Origin of the sequence: Thalassolituus maritimus (assembly GCF_900156675.1) — a bacterium.
In the GTDB taxonomy this organism is placed as follows: Bacteria; Pseudomonadota; Gammaproteobacteria; order Pseudomonadales; family Oceanobacteraceae; genus Thalassolituus; species Thalassolituus maritimus.
This window is the reverse complement of sequence record NZ_FTOH01000001.1, coordinates 299,460-322,877: the sequence shown is the minus strand read 5'-3', so window position 1 is coordinate 322,877 and position 23,418 is coordinate 299,460. Positions and strand designations below refer to the sequence as shown.

Annotated in this window: 18 protein-coding genes and 1 other RNA gene; 5 read left to right on the top strand and 14 right to left on the bottom strand. The window is 52.3% G+C overall.

Translation table 11 applies throughout. The features are described 5' to 3' along the window. Window positions 1–77 precede the first annotated feature (77 nt). Window positions 78–1,919 carry an ABC transporter ATP-binding protein gene (locus BW941_RS01495; protein ID WP_076513756.1) on the top strand — a complete coding sequence of 614 codons (1,842 nt, stop codon included), beginning with the start codon at window positions 78–80 and terminating at the stop codon, window positions 1,917–1,919. Window positions 1,920–2,061: 142 nt separating this feature from the next. Here the strand turns inward: BW941_RS01495 and BW941_RS01490 are convergent, their stop codons facing one another. The 12 genes from BW941_RS01490 to rsmI all read right to left on the bottom strand — a co-directional run bounded on the left by BW941_RS01490 (window position 2,062) and on the right by rsmI (window position 15,533). Continuing rightward, window positions 2,062–2,880 carry a crotonase/enoyl-CoA hydratase family protein gene (locus tag BW941_RS01490; RefSeq protein WP_076513753.1) on the bottom strand — a complete coding sequence of 273 codons (819 nt, stop codon included), beginning with the start codon at window positions 2,878–2,880 and terminating at the stop codon, window positions 2,062–2,064. Window positions 2,881–2,985: 105 nt separating this feature from the next. Beyond that, a complete protein-coding gene (gene hemH, locus BW941_RS01485; protein ID WP_076513751.1) occupies window positions 2,986–3,975 on the bottom strand; it encodes a ferrochelatase in 990 nt (329 codons plus the stop codon). A 107-nt stretch (window positions 3,976–4,082) separates the two neighbouring features. Further along, complete coding sequence (locus BW941_RS01480) at window positions 4,083–5,792, bottom strand: DUF3592 domain-containing protein (protein ID WP_076513748.1); 1,710 nt, start codon at window positions 5,790–5,792, stop codon at window positions 4,083–4,085. A gap of 91 nt (window positions 5,793–5,883) precedes the next feature. After that, complete coding sequence (locus tag BW941_RS01475; RefSeq protein ID WP_076513745.1) at window positions 5,884–6,636, bottom strand: TrkA-related ion transporter; 753 nt, start codon at window positions 6,634–6,636, stop codon at window positions 5,884–5,886. 271 nt (window positions 6,637–6,907) lie between these two features. Continuing rightward, window positions 6,908–7,957, bottom strand: a complete 1,050-nt coding sequence (locus BW941_RS01470) for an alpha/beta fold hydrolase (RefSeq protein WP_076513742.1) — start codon at window positions 7,955–7,957, stop codon at window positions 6,908–6,910. Window positions 7,958–8,102: 145 nt separating this feature from the next. Further along, window positions 8,103–9,137 carry an aminotransferase class I/II-fold pyridoxal phosphate-dependent enzyme gene (locus tag BW941_RS01465; protein WP_076513740.1) on the bottom strand — a complete coding sequence of 345 codons (1,035 nt, stop codon included), beginning with the start codon at window positions 9,135–9,137 and terminating at the stop codon, window positions 8,103–8,105. Further along, a complete protein-coding gene (cbiB, locus tag BW941_RS01460; protein WP_076513737.1) occupies window positions 9,134–10,132 on the bottom strand; it encodes an adenosylcobinamide-phosphate synthase CbiB in 999 nt (332 codons plus the stop codon). The genes BW941_RS01465 and cbiB overlap by 4 nt, the downstream gene beginning before the upstream one ends. Before the next feature lie 78 nt (window positions 10,133–10,210). Beyond that, window positions 10,211–10,580, bottom strand: an RNA gene (rnpB, locus tag BW941_RS01455) — RNase P RNA component class A. 62 nt (window positions 10,581–10,642) lie between these two features. Next, a complete protein-coding gene (locus tag BW941_RS01450; RefSeq protein ID WP_245820018.1) occupies window positions 10,643–11,542 on the bottom strand; it encodes an alpha/beta hydrolase family protein in 900 nt (299 codons plus the stop codon). 11 nt (window positions 11,543–11,553) lie between these two features. Further along, on the bottom strand, window positions 11,554–11,967 hold the full coding sequence (locus tag BW941_RS01445) for a MarR family winged helix-turn-helix transcriptional regulator (RefSeq protein ID WP_076513732.1): 414 nt from the start codon (window positions 11,965–11,967) through the stop codon (window positions 11,554–11,556). Window positions 11,968–12,118: 151 nt separating this feature from the next. After that, window positions 12,119–14,455, bottom strand: a complete 2,337-nt coding sequence (locus BW941_RS01440) for an LBP/BPI/CETP family protein (protein WP_076513730.1) — start codon at window positions 14,453–14,455, stop codon at window positions 12,119–12,121. 214 nt (window positions 14,456–14,669) lie between these two features. Continuing rightward, complete coding sequence (rsmI, locus tag BW941_RS01435; RefSeq protein ID WP_076513727.1) at window positions 14,670–15,533, bottom strand: 16S rRNA (cytidine(1402)-2'-O)-methyltransferase; 864 nt, start codon at window positions 15,531–15,533, stop codon at window positions 14,670–14,672. Here rsmI and BW941_RS01430 point away from each other — a divergent pair. The 3 genes from BW941_RS01430 to BW941_RS01420 are packed head-to-tail and all read left to right on the top strand — an operon-like array spanning window position 15,532 to window position 18,406. Further along, a complete protein-coding gene (locus BW941_RS01430; protein ID WP_076513725.1) occupies window positions 15,532–17,373 on the top strand; it encodes a penicillin-binding protein activator in 1,842 nt (613 codons plus the stop codon). The two genes, rsmI and BW941_RS01430, sit on opposite strands and share 2 nt — an antisense overlap. A gap of 26 nt (window positions 17,374–17,399) precedes the next feature. Further along, the gene (locus BW941_RS01425) at window positions 17,400–17,771 is read left to right on the top strand and encodes a YraN family protein (RefSeq protein ID WP_076513722.1); all 372 of its coding nucleotides are present in this window, start codon (window positions 17,400–17,402) and stop codon (window positions 17,769–17,771) included. A 50-nt stretch (window positions 17,772–17,821) separates the two neighbouring features. Then, on the top strand, window positions 17,822–18,406 hold the full coding sequence (locus tag BW941_RS01420) for a phosphoheptose isomerase (protein ID WP_068438731.1): 585 nt from the start codon (window positions 17,822–17,824) through the stop codon (window positions 18,404–18,406). On the opposite strand, the gene BW941_RS01415 is transcribed toward BW941_RS01420, so the two are convergent. Continuing rightward, entirely contained in the window at window positions 18,358–19,548 is a 1,191-nt protein-coding gene (locus tag BW941_RS01415) for a helix-turn-helix domain-containing protein (protein WP_076513720.1), read from the bottom strand. The two genes, BW941_RS01420 and BW941_RS01415, sit on opposite strands and share 49 nt — an antisense overlap. Further along, a complete protein-coding gene (locus tag BW941_RS01410) occupies window positions 19,545–20,459 on the bottom strand; it encodes a diguanylate cyclase domain-containing protein (RefSeq protein ID WP_076513717.1) in 915 nt (304 codons plus the stop codon). The genes BW941_RS01415 and BW941_RS01410 overlap by 4 nt, the downstream gene beginning before the upstream one ends. A gap of 374 nt (window positions 20,460–20,833) precedes the next feature. Here BW941_RS01410 and BW941_RS01405 point away from each other — a divergent pair, with 374 nt between their 5' ends. Further along, window positions 20,834–23,341, top strand: a complete 2,508-nt coding sequence (locus tag BW941_RS01405) for a TonB-dependent receptor (RefSeq protein ID WP_076513714.1) — start codon at window positions 20,834–20,836, stop codon at window positions 23,339–23,341. The last annotated feature ends 77 nt before the right edge of the window (window positions 23,342–23,418 follow it).

The window sequence follows — 23,418 nt, the reverse complement described above, 5'->3', positions numbered from 1 at the left end:
ATTCAGGTTAAAATGACTCCCAGAAACCGTTAAGGTTCCTGTTTCGCACTACTCTTCCACTCCGGCTCTGGACATCTATGCTCAGCTTTTTTGAAAAACGCATCAATCCCTTTCCTCCCGAACATCCGGAGCAACCTCCTCAGGGACTCTATGCATTCTGCCGCCATTACACCCGAGGACTGGAAGGCTCATTGCTGGCCATGTCGTGTCTGACCGCCATGCTCGCCATACTTGAAGTCACCCTGTTCAGCTTTATGGGAGACCTGGTTGACTGGCTATCCACGCAAAGCCCAGACACTTTATTTGCCAGCGAAGGCACCAAACTGCTGCTCATGAGCCTGGTGGTACTGGTCGCTATGCCCGTCGTCGTATTACTGCATGCACTGATCACGTATCAGTCATTGCTGGGCAATTATCCGATGCGCATACGCTGGCAGGCGCACCGCTATCTACTCAAGCAAAGCCTGAACTTCTACGAGAACGACTTCGCGGGCCGCCTGGCTACTAAGGTGATGCAGACGGCACTTGGGGTCCGGGAAACTGTGATGAAGTTGCTGGATGTGCTGGTCTATATCCTCGTCTACTTTATTTCGGCTCTGGTGATGATAGGCACAGCTGACTGGCGACTGATGCTGCCGATGGTCGTCTGGCTGGCTGCCTACATAGGCATTCAGTTTTATTTTGTGCCGCGCATGAAGAAAATTGCGACCGAGCAGGCGGATGCCCGAAGTGTTATGACAGGGCGTGTTGTCGATAGCTATACCAATATCCAAACGGTAAAACTGTTCTCGCACACAGAGCGGGAGACGTCTTACGCCCGCGACAGCATGGATGGCTTCCTGGGTACGGTATATCACCAGATGCGCCTGGCCACCGGTCTGAACTTTTCAGTGAATATGATCAACTACCTGCTGGCCTTTACCGTCGCAGCCCTGTCTATCTGGCTGTGGATGGACAGCGCCATCACCGTAGGCGCTATTGCGATTGCAGTCAGTCTGGCCCTGCGCGTAAATGGTATGGCGCAATGGATCATGTGGGAGATCAGTTCACTCTTTGAAAATCTGGGCACAGTGGCTGACGGTATGAACACGCTGGCGAAACCACAGACCATTACAGATCCCGTGAATGCGCCAAAACTAAAGGCGACACATGGGGAGATCGCTCTGGATGATGTGCACTTTTCATACGAAGGCGCTGACGACAAGAGCTACCCAGTATTTGAAGCTCTGAACCTGACCATCAAACCAGGTGAAAAGATCGGACTGGTTGGACGCTCGGGTGCCGGTAAATCCACACTCGTTAATCTGCTTCTACGCTTCTACGACATTGACAGTGGACAGATTAAGATCGACGGACAGGACATCAGTCAGGTGTCGCAGGAGAGTCTACGGTCAAAAATTGGCATGGTAACGCAGGATACTTCCCTGCTGCACCGGAGCGTACGCGACAACATTCTCTACGGTCGGCCCGATGCCAGTGATGAGGAAGTCCTCGACGCTGCGCGCAAAGCTGAAGCGGATGCCTTCATCCGTGATCTACACGATCCGGAAGGTAACCTCGGCTATGATGCTCAGGTCGGCGAACGCGGGGTAAAACTCTCCGGCGGTCAGCGCCAGCGCATCGCTATCGCCCGGGTGCTATTAAAAGACGCGCCGATTCTGATTCTGGACGAAGCAACATCAGCACTCGATTCAGAAGTAGAGGCGGCTATTCAGCAAAGTCTTTACCGCCTGATGGAAAATAAAACTGTAATCGCCATTGCGCATCGGCTTTCGACCATCGCGGCAATGGACCGGCTGATCGTACTGGATGACGGCAAAATCGTCGAACAGGGAACCCATGAAGAACTGCTCGCTCAGGGCGGCATCTATGCGCAACTGTGGGCCCACCAGACCGGTGGGTTCTTAGGCGAAGATTAAGATAAAAAGCAGCGTAATAATCCCTTAACAAAAATAAGGTTTTATAACGCAGCCCCGGAGACGCGATGGCCTGATGATGAGGCGTTCAGGAAGGAACCTGATCCGCTCCGGGGAACCAACTCTGTCTATCTATCTGAAGGACTTACTTAAAGCTGCTGCGATCTCTGAATGGCTTCGGCTCTGCGCCCTTACCCGCCAGACCATTCTTCATTGCGATCTGCTGATTCTTGCGACCCAACAGACGGGTCTGAACCCAGCGTTCCCAACGCAGTGCTTTCCAGGTATCCGCTTTCCAGGTTTTCTTAAACAGATATTTAGTCGCCGCAATTGCATCCGGAGATTTCGTCGCAATGGTCTGCGCCAGCGCCAGGGCTTCTGCCTGAGGGTCATCCGCCAGCTTAGAAATCAGACCGTAACTGAAGCCTTCTTCGGCGCTGAACTGACGGCCTGTCATGGTCAGTTCCTGAGCGATATCGACACGGGTCAGGCGCGATAGCGTCACCATGCCGCTCATATCAGGAATCAGGCCCCATTTCATTTCCATAATGCAGAGGTTGGCGTCCGGCGTCGCAATGCGGTAATCCGCGGCGAGCGCAATCTGCATTCCACCGCCAAAGCAATTGCCATGAATCGCGCAGATAACCGGCACTGGCAGGTCTCGCCAGATATGCGCAATGCGCTGCGCCAGATTCATTTTGGTCCAGGGGAGTTTCAGGAACAGTTTAGGGATCATCGACGGATTCTTACTCACCGCCTTAAAGTCGAGCCCTGCAGAAAACGACTCACCTTTCGCCGTAAGAATCACCGCACGAACGCTACGATCCTTGCGTATTTTTTTCGCTGCTGCGACCAGACCATGGAACATATCCAGATCCAGACCATTCAGTTTTTCCGGGCGGTTCAGGTACACCCAGGCAATGTGGTCCTGTACTTCAACTAAGACTTTATTGTGATCACTCATCGCTGTTTACCTTTTATGCTTGCCGCATCTTTGCATAAAGAAGCAAGGACAACCATGATCAAAACACACGATCGGCTTACCGAAAGAGACAGCTCTGAACAGAATTCAGGACCAGCCATCCGCATTTTCTTTGACCAGAGAGACCATCATACCGATATGATCCGGACGATCATTCAGGCAGGGAATATAGTGATAGTCTTTGCCACCAGCTTCGATAAAGGTTTCGCGGTTTTCCATATCCAGTTCTTCAAGTGTCTCAAGACAGTCTGCCGCAAACGCCGGGCTGATAACATCGACACGCCCTACGCCGGCCTTTCCCCAGTCCTCTAACGTGTGATCGGTATACGGCTTAACCCACTCTTCACGACCGAAGCGCGACTGAAAGCTGCATATCCATTGTTCGTCGTTCAGACCCAATTCGCTGGCAAGTGCCGCAGCCGTCGCCCGACACTGGCTTGGGTACGGATCACCACGATCTTCATATCGCTGCGGAATGCCGTGAAACGACATCATGAGTCGGTCACCCTCGCCGTGCTCAGCCCAATACTCACGCACGGAATTTGCCAGAGCACCTATATAGCCCGGGTGAACGTGGTAGTCGGTGATCCAGCGAGCAGCGGGCACATGCGGACAAGGCGCCATCGCATTGGAGTACCGATCATGTACCGCCGCCGTGGTCGACGAGGAATTCTGCGGATACAAGGGCAATATAATCAGACGCTCGGCACCGGCCTTACGCAGTTCCCGGCCAGCCTCTTCCATGGTGGGCTTACCGTACGTCATGGCCAACGACACAGGAATGTCCTGACCGTACTCTTCTTTTAAGGCCGCTGCTAATGCACGCTGTTGCGCACGCGAAATCGTCATCAGGGGTGAACCTTCAGGGCCCCAAACTTTGGCATACGCTTTCGCTACCCGCGGTGGACGGATAACAAGAATGACTAAATTAAGAATCAACCACCACAGCACACGCGGTACATCGACAACACGTCGGTCGCTGAGAAACTCTCTGAGGTAAGAACGCACGGCTTTTGCAGTCGGTGCTTCCGGGGTGCCGAGGTTGGCAATAAGAACGCCGAATGGGGGCTTATCCAAAATGATTCTCCACAAAGACAGGTCGTAACGATGGTTGTCTGTATCAGTTTTGTATAGTTTAGCGGAAGCCGGAGATCGGGTCACCAATCAGGCACAACCGACAAGGCTCAACCGATCAATTCATCAGAGATGAGACTGGCCCGTAGCCTGTCCATCAGTAACTCCGCTGCTTCACGCCCTTCAATCATTTCTGCAATACGGACCTTACGCTGACCATCACGAATCCGGATATGGAAATACTCTTTTGTGCTGTTGCCTGTGCTCGAACTACCCGCAGCTTTAAGTTCGAGTTGCTGAGCACTTCTGAATTCGGTACTACGTCGCCAGAGCGCCCTTCCCATCCAGTAGCGAACGGTTTCAATCTTGCCATCCTCACACCGGCTCTCCAGTGACCGGCCGAGTCCAAACAAACCACCGAGGGCCATGGGAGCGCCCACAAGAAAGAAGATGCCGCCCATAAAGTACAGGGTAACGCCCTCGGTAGCCGCCTGTTTAAACATAAAGACCCCTGCCCCTGCAAAGGCGATTCCGGCAAACATAAAAACGAGGAAAAAAGACAGATGGCGCCCTGCGGCACTATGAATAACAAAGTCATCACCGCTTAGCGTCATATCAAGGTTCTGACTGAGCGAGGCCTCGGCGGCGGCGACCTGGCTGCGCGATGCTTTACTCTGATGCTCGGTGGAAATGTCGAGAGTACTATTGGCGGCGCCCTCCACAACGGGCACCACAAACTGGCGCTGGAATTTCACCGGTTCAGTGGGGCCTTCGACTTCTACCCGCCAGATAACGGCTTTACGACCTTTACGATAACTCTGAGGAAGTTCCGGGTCAGGGTTAAACACAAAATTAAGGCATGTTTCATCATTGCTCTCTGTGACTTCAGGCAGCGTACTGGATTGCCATAACAAGGTTTCACGCGTTGAACTTTTTTTACCGCTGGAGCGTGTCTGACTAACGCATTTCAACCTGACATTCCAACTCTCCCCCAACCCGGTTTTGTTGATTTTCAGAGTCCCTCCGACTTGTCCCTGTACCTGCCCGGGTACAGGGTTCAGATACAAAGGCGTGCGTCCGTAAAACAACCAGTTTTTCCGCGATCTGTACGCAGCCAGGCCCAGCCCTGCAGCGACCAAAGGAAACAAGAGGACGAGAAGAATGGCATGATTTCCGGCGCTGAATTCAGAAGGCACACTCAGAACGGCAGGCAAAGAGATCAATAGGAAAACCATCGACATAAATCCAAGTACCCAGTGCATCAGGTTCTGCCCTGAATAAACCACACCCGACGCGACATCTGCCTGACGCGCAGAATAGCGCCCGAATAACATGATCCCCGCCCCTGCGCCGCCAAAGACAAGTACAAAAATCATCATAAAGCCGATTTTTTCCCATCGGATATCCCTGACCAGATAACTTTCCGATGGATTATCCGGATTCACCCAGGCGGTAAGGGCCTGACTGGCAGAGGCTCTGCGAATTTTACTCTCGGTCGTTGCATGCCAGTCACCAATATTGTCTGGAGATTCGTCATAGCTGATACGGCTGCTTGAGTAATCAAGGCCATTGACGCGATAACTGTAGAGCCCCTCCAATGAATACGTCGTTGTATCACCGTGATGGTATTCGATATCAATACGTTGAAGCGTGGCTGGAATCTGTGTCCAGCCGGAAGTCATAACGTGAAGACGGAGTGTATCCAGAGGACCAAAGAGGAATAGTCCGAGTGCCGGCCCGAGAAACATCAGACCAAAAATGAATGTACCGATACTACGCTTAGACGTAGTACCGGCCTCGCCTGTTTTAGATATGGACATCCCTGGCTCCCTGACTTTCGGTTAAATGATGACTGACGAATGTTATTTGTAGTCTAGCCAATCCACCTCGTCAGTTCATCCGCACAACCAACTATGCACTCATATCACTGCTGTTGAATTTCCGGAACGCTTCCTGCACCTCTTTCTCGCTCGGTATGAACTCAGTTTTTACCAGAATGATAAGACTTTGTCCGAATACCCGTTCATCTGCCGCTGGATGAATATTCACTTCACCTCCCTTACCGATACAGGCCAGTGGCGTTCCTATGTTAGACATCATCATCGCTGCCACGACATCTCGCCAACAGTCACCTTCTAACCAAAGTGGATAACGGACGAAATGGTCTTTATCGTGAGTAAACATGTCTTCGATGATCAATTCTGACCCGGGAGATTCCATAGCGCGAACCAGAATCTCTGGGTATGAACGGATTGGACGAATCACCGACTTCACACCCAACTTTTTCATACGTATCCGGTTTTCATCCTCTACGCATTCAACGATCACGCGATAAGCAAGCTCATGTTCTTTCATGCGGTAGCAGAGATCAAAACAAAGACTGTCTGAGTCTTCCATGTATTCATCTTTGGCCAGAATCAGAATATTTTCAGCCCCTTCCAGATTGGCACGGCGGAAGTCATCTTCGTGATTACCGTGTCCCTGCACCAGATGTATACCGAGCCCCGTTAACGACGATGGCAGACCATCGGGGTAGTCGGTATTCAACAGCACAACCGGCGTTTTTCGATGCATTTTGTTCTGGCGTATCTGCTCAACAAAGCGTCGGAAATAGATATCCCGGTTATATTTCGGAGAGTTTATTACAACAATATGATTATTCATGATTCTGCTCCACTTTTCGGCGACCCTGAAGAAAGTATAAGAGACAGAATAAAAGCGCTAAGACCATTTTATTATGAAAGGAAATTTAAGAGATGATCCGGAAGTATCAACCCTTTAAGTGAGGTTTTTTAGTATCTCGACAGGTGTATTATGTATACGACTATTACAGACATTAATATTCAGATACACGTTGACCGATTTTTCCGGTCACTTAAAAAAACATACATAAGAACAGTCTCGCAAAAGAGCCCTGCTAACATTAAAGATCGTGTCAGGAAAAGTTAAGTCTGAGAATTTCTGAGGAAATTTCTTTCCATTTCACCTCTTCAACAAAGTGCCCGACGTTCGGGTATTTAAGCGTTGCCATCTTCATCCGTGGCAACACGTCGTGCCACTGGGCAATGACTTCATCTTTACCGCATGGGTCCCATTGACCAAACACGCCTGCTGCCGGGCAGTTTTTCCAATACCGGGGGACACGTTCCTGCATATTCCGATAGTACTCGGTGTTGTCCTGGAGTCCGTAACTTTCGTCCATGTAGCGATAACCATAACCCCAGCGTGGTGTCTGCTTCACGTTACGCATTGAGCTACGTGCATTGGCAATGCTTCTCAGCGATTGAGACCAGACATACTCAGGCGATGTTTTCGACATACTGTTGCACAGATGAGCCAACGTATTACCGGTAGCTCGGCGAATCAGACTCAGAGCAGTTTGAGGCTCAGCGCTCGAGACCGCGGTTGCTGCAACACCTCCCCATGCAAAGGCAGGATATAGCCGTGGAAACAGCGCCCAGGTAAGTACCGGATGAGGGTAATTTTTATAGGTGTAGCCCTGCTTAGGCATCGGGAAAATAGTGGTATTCATTACCATCAGGTTTTTTACCCGATACGGGTCTTCAATGAATGCTCCAACACCAATAGGACCACCCCAGTCATGAATACAGAGTGTTACTTCACTCAAGTCCAGGTATCGGACTAACTGAATCAGGTTTTCGGAGTGGTGCATATCCACCATCTCAAAGTCTGCCTGATCAGAGAGACCAAAGCCGATGTGATCCATGGCAATGATTCTCAAGGGTCGCTCGCTTCGGATCAGCTCATCCCGGATATAGCGATAGGTATAACTGGTTTCAGGGTTCCCGTGCACCAGAACGATGGTTGCTTCAGGCTCGTCACCTCCTACCGAGATATCATAGTAAAACATTGTTTTACCTGTATCTTTCCCTCCTGGGATAGTGAACCAGCGTTCTGCACCTTTTGGGCAGTAATCCGCCGGTGGTTTTTTCAACGGCGTATTGGTAGGAATCTGGAGCGACATATCGTCCCTGTAATTGATAATTTTATCAGGTGTTCTCCAATCCTATGTGGGGTGCCGGTTTGTTGACAGGTCTTAATGTGCCATAATGGCGAGGTAAAACCCTCTCAAGGTGACATCAAAGTACATCCAGAAGTAGCCAAAGGCCTTAGTGGAATGCTTTCAGCCCAGGCAGCGCCAAGACTCCGTCCAATGTACGACTGACCTGATCCGACAACGGATATCCGATTCGTAACAGCCCCTGATCTGGGAAAGCACGCGTCCAGATCCCTTGATTCGCCAGGCAATCCTGCCAAACCAGCGGACATTCTGAACGTAACGTCAGGAATAAAGGCGTACAACCAACGAAGGCATCGCTGCGACTGAGCGGCCGGGATATCTGCGCCTGTAAACCATTTAAACGATCAGACTGTATGGACTGCCAGGCTCTGTCGGTCAAAGCTTGCTCTGCTAGCCGAAGTGTTAACGACGATAGCCCCCAGGGCCCAAGGTAAGATGAGAGCGTGGCCAACAGGCCAGGTTCTGCGAATACTGTACCGAACCGGATACCCGCCAGTCCGAAGAACTTACCCAAGGAACGCAGAACGATAGTATTATCTGGCCGTTGCTCTCCGAGCAAGCTGAGGTGTCGAGTTGCGTCCATAAATGCTTCATCGCAGATCAATACGCCTCCCCGCTTTTCAAGAACGGAAGCCCATTCAAGTAGCTCAGGCTGGGAGAAGTAATAGCCGGTGGGATTGTCCGGATTCACCACTATAAGTACATCAGGCGCATCACCCGCTTGTAACGAGTGGCGGATATCCTCAATACTTTTCTGCTGAACATGATGGCCATGCATAGCCCAGCTCAATGCATACTCCCCATAACTGCCACGAACAACCCACACAGCACATTCATCGAAGCATAAAGGCAAGCTGCGAATAGCCGCCTGACTTCCCGCAGTCGGAAGACCCGCCTCACCATAGTAAGCTACGATTGCTTCGCGGAGGCTCTCCTTTACCTCAGGCAGTGCCTGGCTCTCTACAGCCGACACCAGTGCATCGTCCGGGTTGTCAGTCCACCAGCTATAAGGACTGACCGCGGACGAAAGATCGAGCCAGTCTTTGTCACCATACCGCGCTATTGCACGCGTAAGGTCAGATCCGTGGGCAGCCGGTTTGATCGCTGTTTTCAGCTTCTTCACATTACACCAGTGACGTAATGCAATGACAGGCAGCAGAACACCATCAACGACAGCTGAATGAGCAGAGCCTGTTTGACCAGGCGAATCGCACGTGGAATATCATCCACGCCAGCAGGCATACCACTGCCCATCACGGGCTTCTGTTTTATGGTGCCCTGATAGTCTGCGCGCTGACTTAATTTTCGGTTGAGCGCCCCTGCGCCGGCGGTCATCACCACGCCGCCGTTTGGACTGTCACAATATTTGGCCTGAGTTTTCCAGCAATCCAGTGCCTTCTGACGATGTTCGCCTGCGGCAAAGACAAATGACAATGCCGTCAGCCGAGCAGGTAACCACGCCATGGCATCATCCAGCCTGGCCGCAGCCCAGCCGAAATAAAAGTGGCGCTCTGTCCGGTAACCCCACATGGCATCCAGCGTATTAACCCAGCGGTGCAGTAAGGCGGCTTCGGCGCCACCAATAAGAAACCAGAATAAAGTCGCAAATAACGCATCCGAGGAGTTTTCCAGCGTGCTCTCGATACTGGCTTGAGCCACTTCATCGGCATCCAGTACCTGCGTATTACGGCTGACGATTTTGCCCAACTCTTCGCGGGCTGCTGGCAGATCGTCCGTCGCCAGACTGCGCCAGACATCAGACACATGCTCCTGCAAACTGTGCCAGCCAATACACAAGTAAAGAATCACCAGCTGCAACAAACAAGCGCTCATCAGCGACAGCGACGCAGAGGCCTGCAACAAACCAATAATCAGAACCAAAGGCGAAAGCGCAACGACGACTGCGATTGCACCAAGGATATAACCCGGTGCTCCCGGGAGCCTGTTTAACGCTCGCTCCAGCACTCCACTCCAGCGACCGAAACCCACGAGCGGGTGAAACTTCGATGGCTCTCCCAGCCGGGCGTCAAGGTACACACCGCTAACCAGAATGGCGGCGAGCAAGAGTGCCCCCCAGTGCAGTGAAAGTGCGTCCTGTTGAAACCAGAAAAACAGCATAAGCGGCCTGTGTCTTCAAAAAGTGGGCATACTGTAAAAGAAAAACCCCGCTTGCGTGAACAAGCGGGGTCTTTTAAAGAGTGGAGTCGGTCTATAAGCCGGGTTCTGTGTTAAACAGTCATTCGTCTAGGCCTGCAATCACTCGCAGGCTCAAGCGACCTACCCGTTCCCAGCGTGGGCCACGCCTTGTACCTCAAGGGTAACAGGGAACCTATTTGGTCTTGCTTCGGGTGGAGTTTACCGTGCCACGAACTGTTACCAGTCGCGCGGTGCGCTCTTACCGCACCCTTTCACCCTTACCTGATCCGCAAAAGCGGCCATCGGCGGTTTACTCTCTGCTGCACTGGTCGTGGGCTCACGCCCCCCAGGCGTTACCTGGCACCTTGCCCTATGAAGCCCGGACTTTCCTCCCCCTGCTTGCGCAGGCAGCGACTGTCTGGCCGACTCCGGCGCGGAGTTTAACGGAAAGCGATTGCTGTCGCACTCTTATTTCTGCTGTTTGCTCCTATCTCAGTTGTTCAGCAAAGGGGCAAACACTTTGTCCCAGAGAGCCTGGTACTTCTGCTTATGCCAGCCGATATGGCCAATACGTTTCTGACCAATCTCTTCTGGGCTGACCACCACCTTGGTAATGTCAGCACCGGTGAAGAAACTGTGCAGCTTATCGACGTTCGCCATCGACATCATATCGTCATCGGTAAAGGCGACGCAGCTGATCGGACAGGTAACCCTGGCAAATCGCTGTCGTAACCAGTCGCCTTCGACGCCAACACAATAATCGCCATTCAGGCACCAACGTCGCCATTGCATAATGACGCCCTTCGGAAGGTCACACATCACCTTCAGTCGGTTGCCGGGGAAGTAACCCAATAGCGGCACCGTCGCTGGCACCAGCCCATACCAGAGAAACCAGGCAACACGCTTAGTAGGCGCTGCATTCATCCACCAGGTGCCTGTACCCGCGCCCACAGAGATCGCTCGATCAATGCCTTTCACTGACGGCATCATACCCAGCATATGTGTGCCAACACTGTGACCTATCCAGGTCAGTGGCAGCTCCGGAAATCTTGCCTTAACAAACTCCAGTAAAGCGACACTGTCATTGTTTGCCCAGCTCAATTTGTCACTGCGGCTGTGCTTCACATGAGACTGGATTGAGAGCCCGATTCCATCGTAATCGTAGGTCACGACCTCAAATCCCTGAAGAGTCAGCCAATGAGCAAAGTCATCGTAGAGGTACTGCGCCACCCCTGTTGCAGGAGCAATAACACATACGCCTTTCACATCACTCGCAGCCGCCCTGAAAACACGGGCGGTAATGCTGTGACCTGCGGAAGTCGGTACGTTCACGATTTCTGGATCGCTGCTAGCCTGCTTTTCCGCGCTTTTTTCTTTCACCGGATCAATCACTGTTGCCTCCATCAGAACCTGCCCATAATAAAATTTAAGAAACGAAGGATGGTCAGCATCTCTTCGTCACTGAACTCATCCGAAAAAATATCGTTCATCGTCGCGATCATCGGCTGGAGCCGCTTTAACTTGTCCTGGCCATCAGGGGTGACTCTGAGCACCACGGCACGCGCATCCTCTGTCGACGATGCACGCGCCAGAAGACCGTTTTTTTCCATACGGGAAACCAGACCCGTAATCGCAGATTTATTCAGTTCCAGTGTTTGCGCGACGTCTTTCTGCTGACAGTCATGCTTGCTGGCAATCACCATCAGCGCCGCCATCTGTGTCATAGACGCCTCAAGTTCTTTCTCGCACGCCTGATCCATAAAGCGGAACAACTTCTTCTGCGCCATATTCATCAGGAAAAAGAGTCGTTTATCCATGATCATTTATCTCAAACCAACAAACTAGTTCATATATAAACATTATTTTGTTTATATGTAAACAATCACACAAAGGCAAAGTACAGCCGTAAAAAAAGGGCCCGCAGGCCCTTTGACTAAATGATGAGAACAGAATCTCTGCTACTGATACTCAACGAGACACCGTCGTCGTAAAGTTAACGACCGGACAACTGGCTTCCTCTTTCAGCAGGGGCGAGCGCGAGCAGATTTCCACAGAATGATCACCCGCAAGCAGTCTCTTGAGCGTGATCGTTTCACGTTGTTTCCAGATTGACCAGGCACCACCATCAACACGATATCTTTGTTCAAGATCGCCCAGGTTCGCGTCTGGATTCAGACCACCCACATCGATGGTCACTTCGCCATTGTTCACCAGAAGAACATCTGAAGTGGTCTGGCCAGTACTGTTGATACCCGTTACCTGAACCGCAACATCTTCACTATCGACACGAGCAATATCGGTACTTGGCGCTGCCGCAGCGGCCGTCACCGCAACTGGAATCAGATCCCCCGCCAGTGCCAGCGAATTGTTGTTTTCCCCACCAACCCAGAAGTCGCGCATCAGTAATGTGTGCTCATAAATGCGTGGCAACGGCACAACCTTCAGATGGCCCGCAATTTCTGGCATTACCAGTGGCATAAAGTAATCCAGGGTCGCATTAATAAACTCTGGAGTCAGGCGGATCATGCCGCTTTCATCCGTATCCTTAATAAACAGCGTCGGCAACTGCTCCAGACCAATGCTCAGGTAGCCATCTTCGGTAGAGCTGACTTCAAAAGGAATTTCGAGGTTAAAGGTCGTACCAAACAGGGTACGGAACTCACCCCAGCGTGACTTGTACAATTCGAACGTGAGTGTCACGTCGTACCAGGCCAGCGCCCCCGCAGCGCCATCGGCAGGCATCAGAGTGACGTATGGGGCAGAAGACGGCGCCAGTGTCATACGAATCTCATCCGCTTCCTGAATATCCGTGTCGTCTGAACGATAAACAGAGATTGCTGACGCGGTTGCCTGAGGGTAATACTCTTCGCTGATTACGGTGCTGAGCATGCCCGCTTCATAAGTTGCCATCAGCGCTTGATTGATGACATTCGCAGAAATTGCAGCACCAAAATGAAAGTCTTTTCCATTCGGTGTCACTGGCCCCATGGTCAGTGTGTCACCTTCCACATAAAGAGAACCCAGCGCACGGCGAATATCCTGTGACGGCTGTGGCGCCCAGATCCGGGTGCCCAGATCGACACTGACGCCCTGATTTTTCGAGTCAAGGAAAGTTGGTAACGCGTAGATGTTAACGGCCTCGGCATTGTCCGGGTTAACAACCTCCAGCGTGATCGGGATGTCCTTAATAAAATCCGACATAACCGGAACGATGACCTGCTCCAGTATGCTGATAAATACATTCTCAAAAATTGGAGCAAGAACACCAACGATGGCACTGGTAAGTGCATCAAGAATATTCAGAATCCCACTCGTATTATCAAAGTTGATCGATGGAAAACTGTGATTGATCGAAGTATTAGAGAGATCAATATCAAGGTCAGAATTGCGTACATCCAGCAGCAGATCAGTACCTGCCTGAAGAGAACTGAAACGCATAGTGCCTGAGCTGTTATACGGCAGGATAAAGCCAATAGTACCGGACAAGCGGAACCCCAGAACCACATCGCGCGCCTGAATATCGGTATCAAGTCGCTCATTTTCCAGAACCGTAAGATCGACGCCGACATCGTTGAAACTCAGGCTGGTCACGGTCATATCCAGATTAAACAGGCCTAACGTATTAAGCAGAGTGACCTTTTCCATTTCCGACACGATGTCGCTCAGGTCCATGGTGTTCAGTTCCTGCTCAAGAGCGTGCGTCAGAAAATCAAATCCACCTTGGTTCAGACGAGCTGAAATACCATTAAACTCGTTGTCATCACGGGCAAAAACAGAAGTTGAGGTGCGCCCCAGCGAATCGGTTGCTGTAAAGGTATTAAAAGGTTGATCGGCATAAGACACCGAAAAATTATTCGTCAGATCGAGATCAACGCCAACGCCATCGAGTACCAGGCTTTCAACCAGGGAGTCGTCCGATACATAGCCGGTCACAGTGCGGCTATCATGATCCGCTTCCAGAATATGAACAACAGGGCCGGCATTGTCGTAATAAAAGGTCGCGCGGTCGGTTTTATTGAATGCTCTTACCCAGAGTACGTTGCGACCGCCAAAAACGCTCCCTTCGAGGTCGCTGCCATAGGCATAAGCTTCGGCTTTACTGACAACAAACTGGTCAGTCACGTCAACGTTGTTTAACTGAATTTTCAGGTCATCGGGCGCTGAGTTACCACTGAAGACGATCCGGAAATCTCCCGGCTTCTCCGCATGTACGGAACTGTGTTCTGGAGCAGTAATTTCTACGTTATTACAGGCAGCGAGCACTGCCGCGGTCAGCAGCAGAATACAGCGTTTGATCAGAGTCATGGCGAGCCTATCGTACTTTTTATTTTTGTTTTTCTATTTTTGACCACTCGACTGCCGAGGTAAACACAGCCGATAGGTCATCGCGGGCCACGCGAACAATTCATGACCCTGTTTGTGATGATACCCACAACCCCTGAACAATCGTTATCCTGATTGTGTAAAGACCGTTGATCAAAAGATACCCCAGCAGCAGATAACCCCAGTATCGGCAGGCTCAGGCCTTGCCCTGAATTTCCAGAGCCCGCTGGTAAAGCGCCTTCTTGTTCTCGCCCGTCAGCTCTGCGATAACAGCAGCGGCTTTTTTAGGTGGTAGCTCAGCAAGAAGAAGACGGAATAGTTTATCGGTGTCGAACGCCGTTGCCGTCGCAGGCTCTGGGTTTCCTGCCACCATGACAACAAACTCTCCCTTGGTCTGATCGTCATCGGCCAGCAGTTGCTCACGAACGGTTTGTAGGGTGCCGTGATAAAAACTCTCGTAGGTTTTGGTGAGTTCGCGTGCGACACAGGCCGCACGGTCTTCGCCAAACGCTTCAGCCATCAGGGTCAGAGTTTCGAGAATGCGGTGCTTGGACTCGTAAAACACCAGAGTGGCCGTCTCATTCACCAGAGGTTCCAGACGTTCACGACGACCGCCTGCCTTGTGCGGCAGAAAGCCCTCGAAAAGAAAACGGTCGGTTGGTAGCCCCGCTGCACTCAAGGCGGTAATCAGAGCACTGGGGCCAGGGACAGGCGTCACGCTGAAGCCCTGTTCGCGCAGTGCCTGAACAAGAGGGTAACCGGGATCTGAGATAAGTGGTGTTCCCGCATCCGATACCAATGCCATCGAACGACCATCAGTAAGGTGTTGGGCTATCTGAGAAATACGGTCCCGCTCATTGTGATCATGCACCGACATCATCACTTTGCGCAGCCCCAGGTGTTGCAGTAATTTCTGTGTATGTCTGGTATCCTCGCAGGCTACTACATCGACATCAGTCAGCACGCTGACCGCGCGCTCGCTGAGGTCTGCCAGATTACCAATCGGGGTGGCGACGACGTACAGAACGCCACTCTGAGCTTTGGTCGGATGAGAAATCATGCGGGACACCGTATCTGAAAAACGCTTGCTGAAAACCTGGTCGCAGTTACTGCTTCCAGCTTTGACTGTTGCCACTCTGGCAGCGGGCCTGTCGGGGTGTGCAACGACCCCGGATGAAACGACTACTACCGGTGCAGAAATCCGCCCGGAGGTAGAGCAACAACTGCGGGCTGTGCGCCAGATGGCCGAGTCGGGCGAGTTTGGCAACGCCAGCCAGCAATTGCAACAACTGGATGTCAGCAGCTTGTCGCCAGCGGCTCGCGCAGAGTGGCACCTGCTGATGGCAGAAAGCCAGATCGGCGCCATGAACATCGAGGCCGCGGCCTATCAATTGCAGCAGTTCGAAATGCTGCAGAATTACGCCAGCCAACAACAGGAATACCGCGCGACTCTGATATCTGCGCAGATCCTTGAGGCCGACGGCGAGTTCCTCGCTGCCGCCCGCGAACGCGACTTCATATCTGCTGTGCTCGAAGGTGAAAAGCAGTCAGAGAATTACAACCAGCTCTGGGACGACCTCCAGCGCCTGGCGCCTGAAGAACTTCAGCAGCGTGCTGAAAATGCCCCGGATACACGCTTCGGAGCCTGGTTGACTCTGGCAGCGATCAGTCGCGACCACCAGCTGACTCTTGATGAGCAACTTGCTGGTGTAAAAGAGTGGCAATTCATGAACCCGGATCATCCGGCCTCATTCCAGCTTCCCGGCGCTCTGGCACTTCTCGAAGATATGGCGGCATCACGTCCACAGCGTGTTGCCCTGTTATTACCCTTGAGTGGCGCACTCGCCAGCTCGGGCAAAGCCATCCGCGACGGCTTTATGGCCGCATACTACGAAACCCTGGGTAAAGGTTACCCTGCACCTGCGGTCACTATCATCGACGCAACCAGTATGGAGTCTGTCGATCAGGCCTACGCGCAGGCGATTCAATCAGGTAGCCAATGGTTGGTTGGCCCGCTTGATAAGCAGGATGTGCAGCAGCTTGAAGAACGCGCAACCCTACCCCTGCCAACACTGGCTCTGAACTACGGCAGCAAACAGGCAACACCATTCTCGACTCTGCCACCTGAGCTGTTTCAGTTTGGTCTTGCTGCCGAAGATGAGGCTATTCAGATTGCTGAAAAAGCCTGGCAGGACGGTCATCGCCGCGCTCTGGTGATGATTCCTGAGGGCGGTTGGGGCGAACGTATTTATGCCGCGTTTGAAGCGCGCTGGTTGGAGCTCGGTGGAGAAATCGAAGAGACACTCCACTACCCTCGCCGCGCGCAGGACTACAACCCAGCGATCAGTCGCCTGTTGAATGTCGACAGCAGTAAGAATCGTTACCGTACGGTGCGCAGCCTGATGCGTGAACCGGTAGAGTTTGAACCCCGCCGCCGCCAGGACGCCGACTGGCTGTTCCTGGTCGCGTTGCCAGAACAGGCGCGTCAGATTAAACCGACACTTGCCTTTAATTTCGCCGGTGACCTGCCTGTCTACGCAACGTCCCACGTGTTCTCAGGTGAAGTAGATGTACGTAAGGACCGCGACCTTAATGGCATCTATTTTTGCGATGTTCCCTGGTTACTGCACGACACCTCACTGAAAGCTGAAGTCGACGATGTTACAGGTGGTCAAGGCGGATTCACCCGACTGTATGCGATGGGTGCCGATGCTTTCCGTCTGGTCGCCCGTGTTAAACAGCTTGAGGCGTTCCCTGAAAGCCGTATTTATGGCAATACCGGTGCTCTGACGCTGGATAATGCTCGACGCATTCATCGTAGTACTGACTGCACACGTTTCCGTAGCGGTAAACCGGTAAAACTGTCTGAGAGCAGAGGTCCGGAAACCACCGACGACTGATTCTGACCATACGCCATGGAGGGCTTATGTGGTTTAACTCAGAAACGCGTTCCACAACGCGGGGCAAAGGCACTGCGGTGGAACTCGAAGCAGAGAAATTTCTGCAAAAGAAAGGACTTAGGAAGGTCACCCGTAACTACCTGATCAAAGGTGGCGAAATCGACCTGATCATGCGGGATGGTGAGGTTCTGGTTTTTATTGAAGTGCGCTATCGCCAGTCCGAAGAGCATGGCTCAGGTGCTGAGACAGTCACCTACCAGAAACAACGGCGCCTACGCCGGGCTGCCTTGCATTACCTCCAGAAGCATTACGGAAACCACGAGCCTGACTGCCGCTTTGATGTTATCTCCGCCAGCGGTAACCCCGTAATATTTGAGTGGATATCTGACGCTTTCTGAAATGCGTCTTTTTCTTTATGATGGCGACAGGTTTATTCGGGAGTTAGTCTGTGCAAGATCGTATTATCGGCCACTTCGGCGCCAGCATCGAAACCAAAACACTCGCCGCTGAAGAGCTGCCACCCTATATAGAGCATGCATCACAGATGATGGTTAATGCTCTGATCAGTGGTGGAAAGATTCTGACTTGTGGTAACGGTGGCTCTGCCGGTGACGCACAGCATTTCTCTTCTGAACTTCTGAACCGGTTCGAGCGTGAACGTCCCAGCCTTCCGGCCATTGCGCTGACGACTGATCCATCCACGATTACCTCAATCGCTAACGACTACAGCTACAACGAAGTATTCAGCAAGCAGATCCGCGCGCTGGGTAACCCGGGTGATGTGCTTCTGGCTATTTCAACCAGTGGTAACTCAAGCAACGTAGTGCAGGCGATTCAGGCAGCGCATGAACGCGATATGGTGGTTGTTGCTCTGTCCGGGAAAGATGGCGGCCATATGACGTCGCTGCTGACCGCTGAAGATGTAGAGATCCGGGTACCGAGTGATGTCACAGCCCGCATTCAGGAAGTTCACCTGGTCGTTATTCACTGTCTCTGCGATCTGATTGACTGCGCACTCTTTGGTGAAGAATAACTGGGTGAAGAATAGTCCTCGTTATTTTCAACGCTGAGCGGTGGCAACCTGCCGCTCAACGCCTCCCTTGCTTCACTCGGTAATATCCCCGTCCAGCGACGAAAACTCCGGCGGAAATTGGCACCATCTCCCAGCCGCAGCGCATCAGCAATATCTTCGTTATTGCCGCCCTCAAAGTGCATCAGCTCGAGGCTGTATCTCAGACGGATCTGATCCCCGACTTGCTGATATCGCATCCCATCGACCGCCAGATAACGCTTAAGAGTCGCGCTGCTGACTCCGAAGTAACTGGCCGTGTCCGACAATGATGGAAGCTCAGGGAACCTTCCGGAGAGATAACTGGCAACCTGCTCCGCAAACGACTCTGCCGGAATACCCGTCATCAGTGTTTTCGCCTGGGCGATCGCCATATCACGAATCCGTGGAGATCCAGCGGCCCAGGGGCGCGATAAGAAAGCCTCCGGGATCGCCATAAAGCAGCCCCCTGCTCCTACAGTGGTCTCCTCCCCACAGTAGACACGCATACGTCGCAGTTGTGCTGCATCACACTGCCCGGGGCAACAGATCCACCCAGAATTGTTTTCCTGACACTGCTCGCGGGTCACTGAAACCAAAGCTGTCATATAAGCTTCGCTTAGCAACTTCTCTGCGCGTGGACTCAACCCAAAAACATTCTGCCAATGAAGTATCCGATAACCATGATATTGACTCATGCATGGTACCAGTCCCGGGGCCAGCCAGTGTCTGAACTCACAAAGCATCTGCAGAAAATCGCCCAGATCAGTAGCCGTCGCCAGCGCCTGACTGAAAGGCCCCGCGTAGCCCGGCCAAAGACGAGCTCCCCAGCGCGATGCTATTTCATCCTGAGGCAGGTAGTGGGCAATGTTGTCCGCAAGAACCGCCAGTTGCCGTATATTGAAGCGGACACCGCCATTCATATGCGCTTGTGGGGCAAGGTCTTCAACGAAGATGCCTGTACCACGAAGGAGCTTGTGCTGAGGCACATCCGACGCCAGCGCCAGATCCAGAAGCTGAGCCATGGGGTAACAGGCCTGAAGATACTTATCTTCTGCCGTAAGCCAACCGCCTCTGCGTGTATGAGCGCCAGACTCTTTGTGCTGATGAATGATGGTCGGCCTCATGACACCAGACTCATGCCATTTCCTTCAGCCGCACTCTGCAATGCATCCGTTGCGCGTTTAACCAAGGCCTGCGGATCATCCATTGGCTGTCGGACACCGATACCGACATCTAACACCTGCTCGACCCTTTGGTCTGAACCGGATAAGTGAAAACAGAAATGCTCCACGGCTGTGCGCAGGTTAACCGCCAGATCGCGGGCTTCAGAGGGGCGGGTATGGGGCATCAGAATAACGAGGCGATCTCTTGCAACCCGGCAGATAAGATCCCTCTGTCGCAGGTTCAGGATCAGATACTCGCCGGTCTCACGCAACAGGCGGTCCGCCTCACGATAACCATAACGTCGCTCGAACTGGTTAAAGTCATGCAACTCGACGATCAGAGCGACCTGATGTGCCTGCTCATCTGCCCAGTCGGATGCCAGTGTCGCTTCAATCTGCTCGAAACGAGCAACCTGGCTAAGACCATCTAACCAGAGATGATCCCGGAAGACCTGCTCACGTTTCAGTAACTGTGTACGAATGCTTAATTGCTCTTTATGCCAGTGCCACAAACCGTACGTCAGCAGCCCTAATCCTATTGGCATGAGTACGGATTCCACGACACTCTCCCATGCCTGAGTGCCAGCCAGTGCGTAGAACTCATCCAACGTATCCTGCCACATCGCCAGAAACATAAATCCCAGCCCCAGTGTCAGAAGATTCGTCACGCGCCCAGCCGGACGACTGCGCAGTACCATAAGTAACCAGACAACCAATGCCAGCGCGGTGGATCCCTCACCCACGACATCCACCCAGTCAATCGCAGCCATGCCTTTGGGCGCACCCAAGCCAGCCGATAAACCGGTCAGAAGCAATGCCATAGAACCGACAAGAAATAATTTTTGGGTATGTAGTCGCAGCAGTGAATTCATTAATAGCTCCCGGAATAGCCCGCCACTAAAGGCGCTGGAAGGATTTTTAAAAGACGCTAAAAAAGACGAGCCAGCTTGCCAGAACAATATGACAGAACGTCGGGGGTCAGATCAGCTCACTCAGAATGCGCCTGAACCGAAAAATAGTAGTTCTGAGCAGCAGGTAATAGCGACATACCCACATAAATCCAGCCATTGCAGCTCACTGGATCTTTATTCGCGCTGGTCAGAACAGCTCAATCGCGTACTAAAACAGTCCATTTCCGAGGCATACATCAAGCGCGGGACGTATTCCGTCACGTCACTGTCACATTTCATTTTTAGGGTCTGCCCAACTCATGCACAACTCAAAAAATCATGAACGGAGCAATCTCATGACATTTCGCACGGTGCCGCTGGTAGCAGCAATCGCACTTCTCAGTTCTGGCGAGGCATTGGCTGACCAGAATCCATCAACGACAGAAAAAAATGCTGATGACGAAATTGTCGTTGTTGGTCAGGCAGCACGTATGCAGCGTGCGCTGGAGCGCGAGCGCTTAGCCGATAACACCATCAGTGCTGTCGATTCCGACGCCATTGGTGAACTCCCTGACGCCAACGCCGCTGAAGCATTGCAACGTATTCCTGGTCTTTCTATTGAACGTGACCAGGGCGAAGGCCGCTTCGTCCGCATCCGCGGTGTCGGCGCTGAACTGAATGCAGTGACAGTCAACGGTGTTCAGGTACCTGCACCAGAAGCTGGCAGCCGTGCAGTTGCACTCGATGTTATTCCGTCGACTTTGCTCAGCTCGCTCACTGTGACTAAGACGCTTACCCCAGATATGGACGCCAATGCCATTGGCGGTACCGTCGACATTAAAAGTATTTCTGCCCTCGATAAAGAAGGCGCCTTTGCCACAGCAAAAGCGGAAGCGGCTTACGATGAGCAAAGCGAAAATACCAACCCGTCTCTGGCTGTCTCGGCAGGTAATGCTTTTGAGCTGGACGGTGAAAAGCGCTTGGGCGTTGCCCTGGCACTTAGCTGGGATGACCGCGACTTTGGCTCGGATAACGTTGAAACCGGTGGCGGCTGGGATCTTGAAGAAGACCCAGCGGTACTGGATGAAATCGAAATGCGTGAGTACAGCATTAATCGCGAACGTGTCGGTGCCGCGCTGAACCTTGAGCTGGAACTGAACAAAGATCACCGCTTTTATATGAACAATCTCTACAGCCGTTTTTCCGATGAAGAACAACGTCTGGCAATTGTCAGTGAGTTCTCCGAAGGCGTAACTGCAGGTACAGAAATTGATGGTGCGGTGGCCCGTGAGCTTAAAGACCGGGAAGAAACACAGACCATTATGTCTTCCGTTGTAGGCGGTGAGCATTTCCTCGGTGACTGGATTGTTGAATACAAGCTGGGGGCCAGTAAGGCCTCAGAAGATGAGCCAGACGGCATCGCGGGTGCCGTGTTTGAGAGCAGCGCTGACATTACCGGCCTGTCATTCGGTAACAGTCGACGTCCTGTCGTCAGTGGCCCGGCTGCTTTCTATGACCCTGCGCAGTTCGAGCTCACTGAAATTGAATCTGAAAGTAACCTGACTGAAGACATTCAGCGTCAGGCTCAACTCGACATCAGCCGCGACCTGCTGATCAACGAACGTTTCGCCACCATCAAAGGCGGTGCGAAAGCAGTCAAACGTCGTAAAACTCAGGACGGTGACGTCTGGGTTTACGAAGACTTCGGCGCTGCATCCACCAGCATGGCCGATTATGCAGAAGGCGATCGGGGTTACTCTTTGGGGCAGTTTGGACCGGGTATCAACAAAGACTCTGTTCGTAACCTGATGTCAGGCCTTGATCGCGATGCAGCCTACGACGAAGAAGAGTCCACCCTCGCCGATTACAGCATCAACGAAAACATCACAGCCGCCTACCTGATGGGCAGCATGGATGTGACCAATGACCTGCATGTGATCGCAGGTGTCCGCCATGAGATGACCGACACCGAGCTGAAAGGCAACGCTCTGACCGCAGACGATGAGCTGATCCGCACCGAAACCGACAACGACTACAGCCACACGCTGCCGGCACTCCTGACGCGCTGGAACATCAACCGTTCAACCCAGATGCGTGCCGCATGGACCAATTCCGTCGTGCGCCCGACCTTTGAACAGATGAGTCCTAATTTCACGGACGACGGCGAAGAAGCTGAAATGGGTAACCCAGAACTGGATGCGCTTGAATCAGCCAACTTTGATCTGGGTATTTCGCACTACATGGGCTCGACCAGCGTTGTATCTGCAGCCCTGTTCTATAAAGACATCAGCAATTTTATCTATGAATCCGATATTGCAGGTTCTACGGGGTATGAAGACTACGATGAAGTCATCACTTTCCAGAACGGTGACGACGCTGCACTGAAAGGTCTCGAGCTGGCATTTTCTCATCAGTTCAGCAGCCTGCCTGCGCCGTTTAACGGCCTACTGATGAGCGCGAACGCAACCTTCACCTCCAGCGATGCCACCGTCAGTGGCTTTGTTGATGGCGAACTGACCGAGCGTGATATTCAACTGCCGAACCAGTCTGACGTTACCGGTAACTTCATTGTGGGTTATGAGAACGATGTTTATAGCGTACGCCTGGCGACCAACTACAAGTCAGAATATCTGGCCGAGGTGAATAGCTTGGAGAACGACCTGTCAGACGTTTATCAGAGCAGTCAGACCCAGATGGATCTGAACGCAGCATACAACGCGACGGAGAACCTCAAAGTGACCTTTGAGATCGCCAACCTGACTGACGAGCCTTACTACAGCTATCAGAACAAAGAGCGCTACAACGCTCAGTACGAAGACTATGGCCCGACCTATCGTCTGGGCGTTCGCTTCACTAATTTCTGATTCTTGATCACCGATCGTTTGTAACTGCGTCAGCAATGACGCAAAAGCAGGTGCCGGCCCAAGCTGATGCAGGCCGG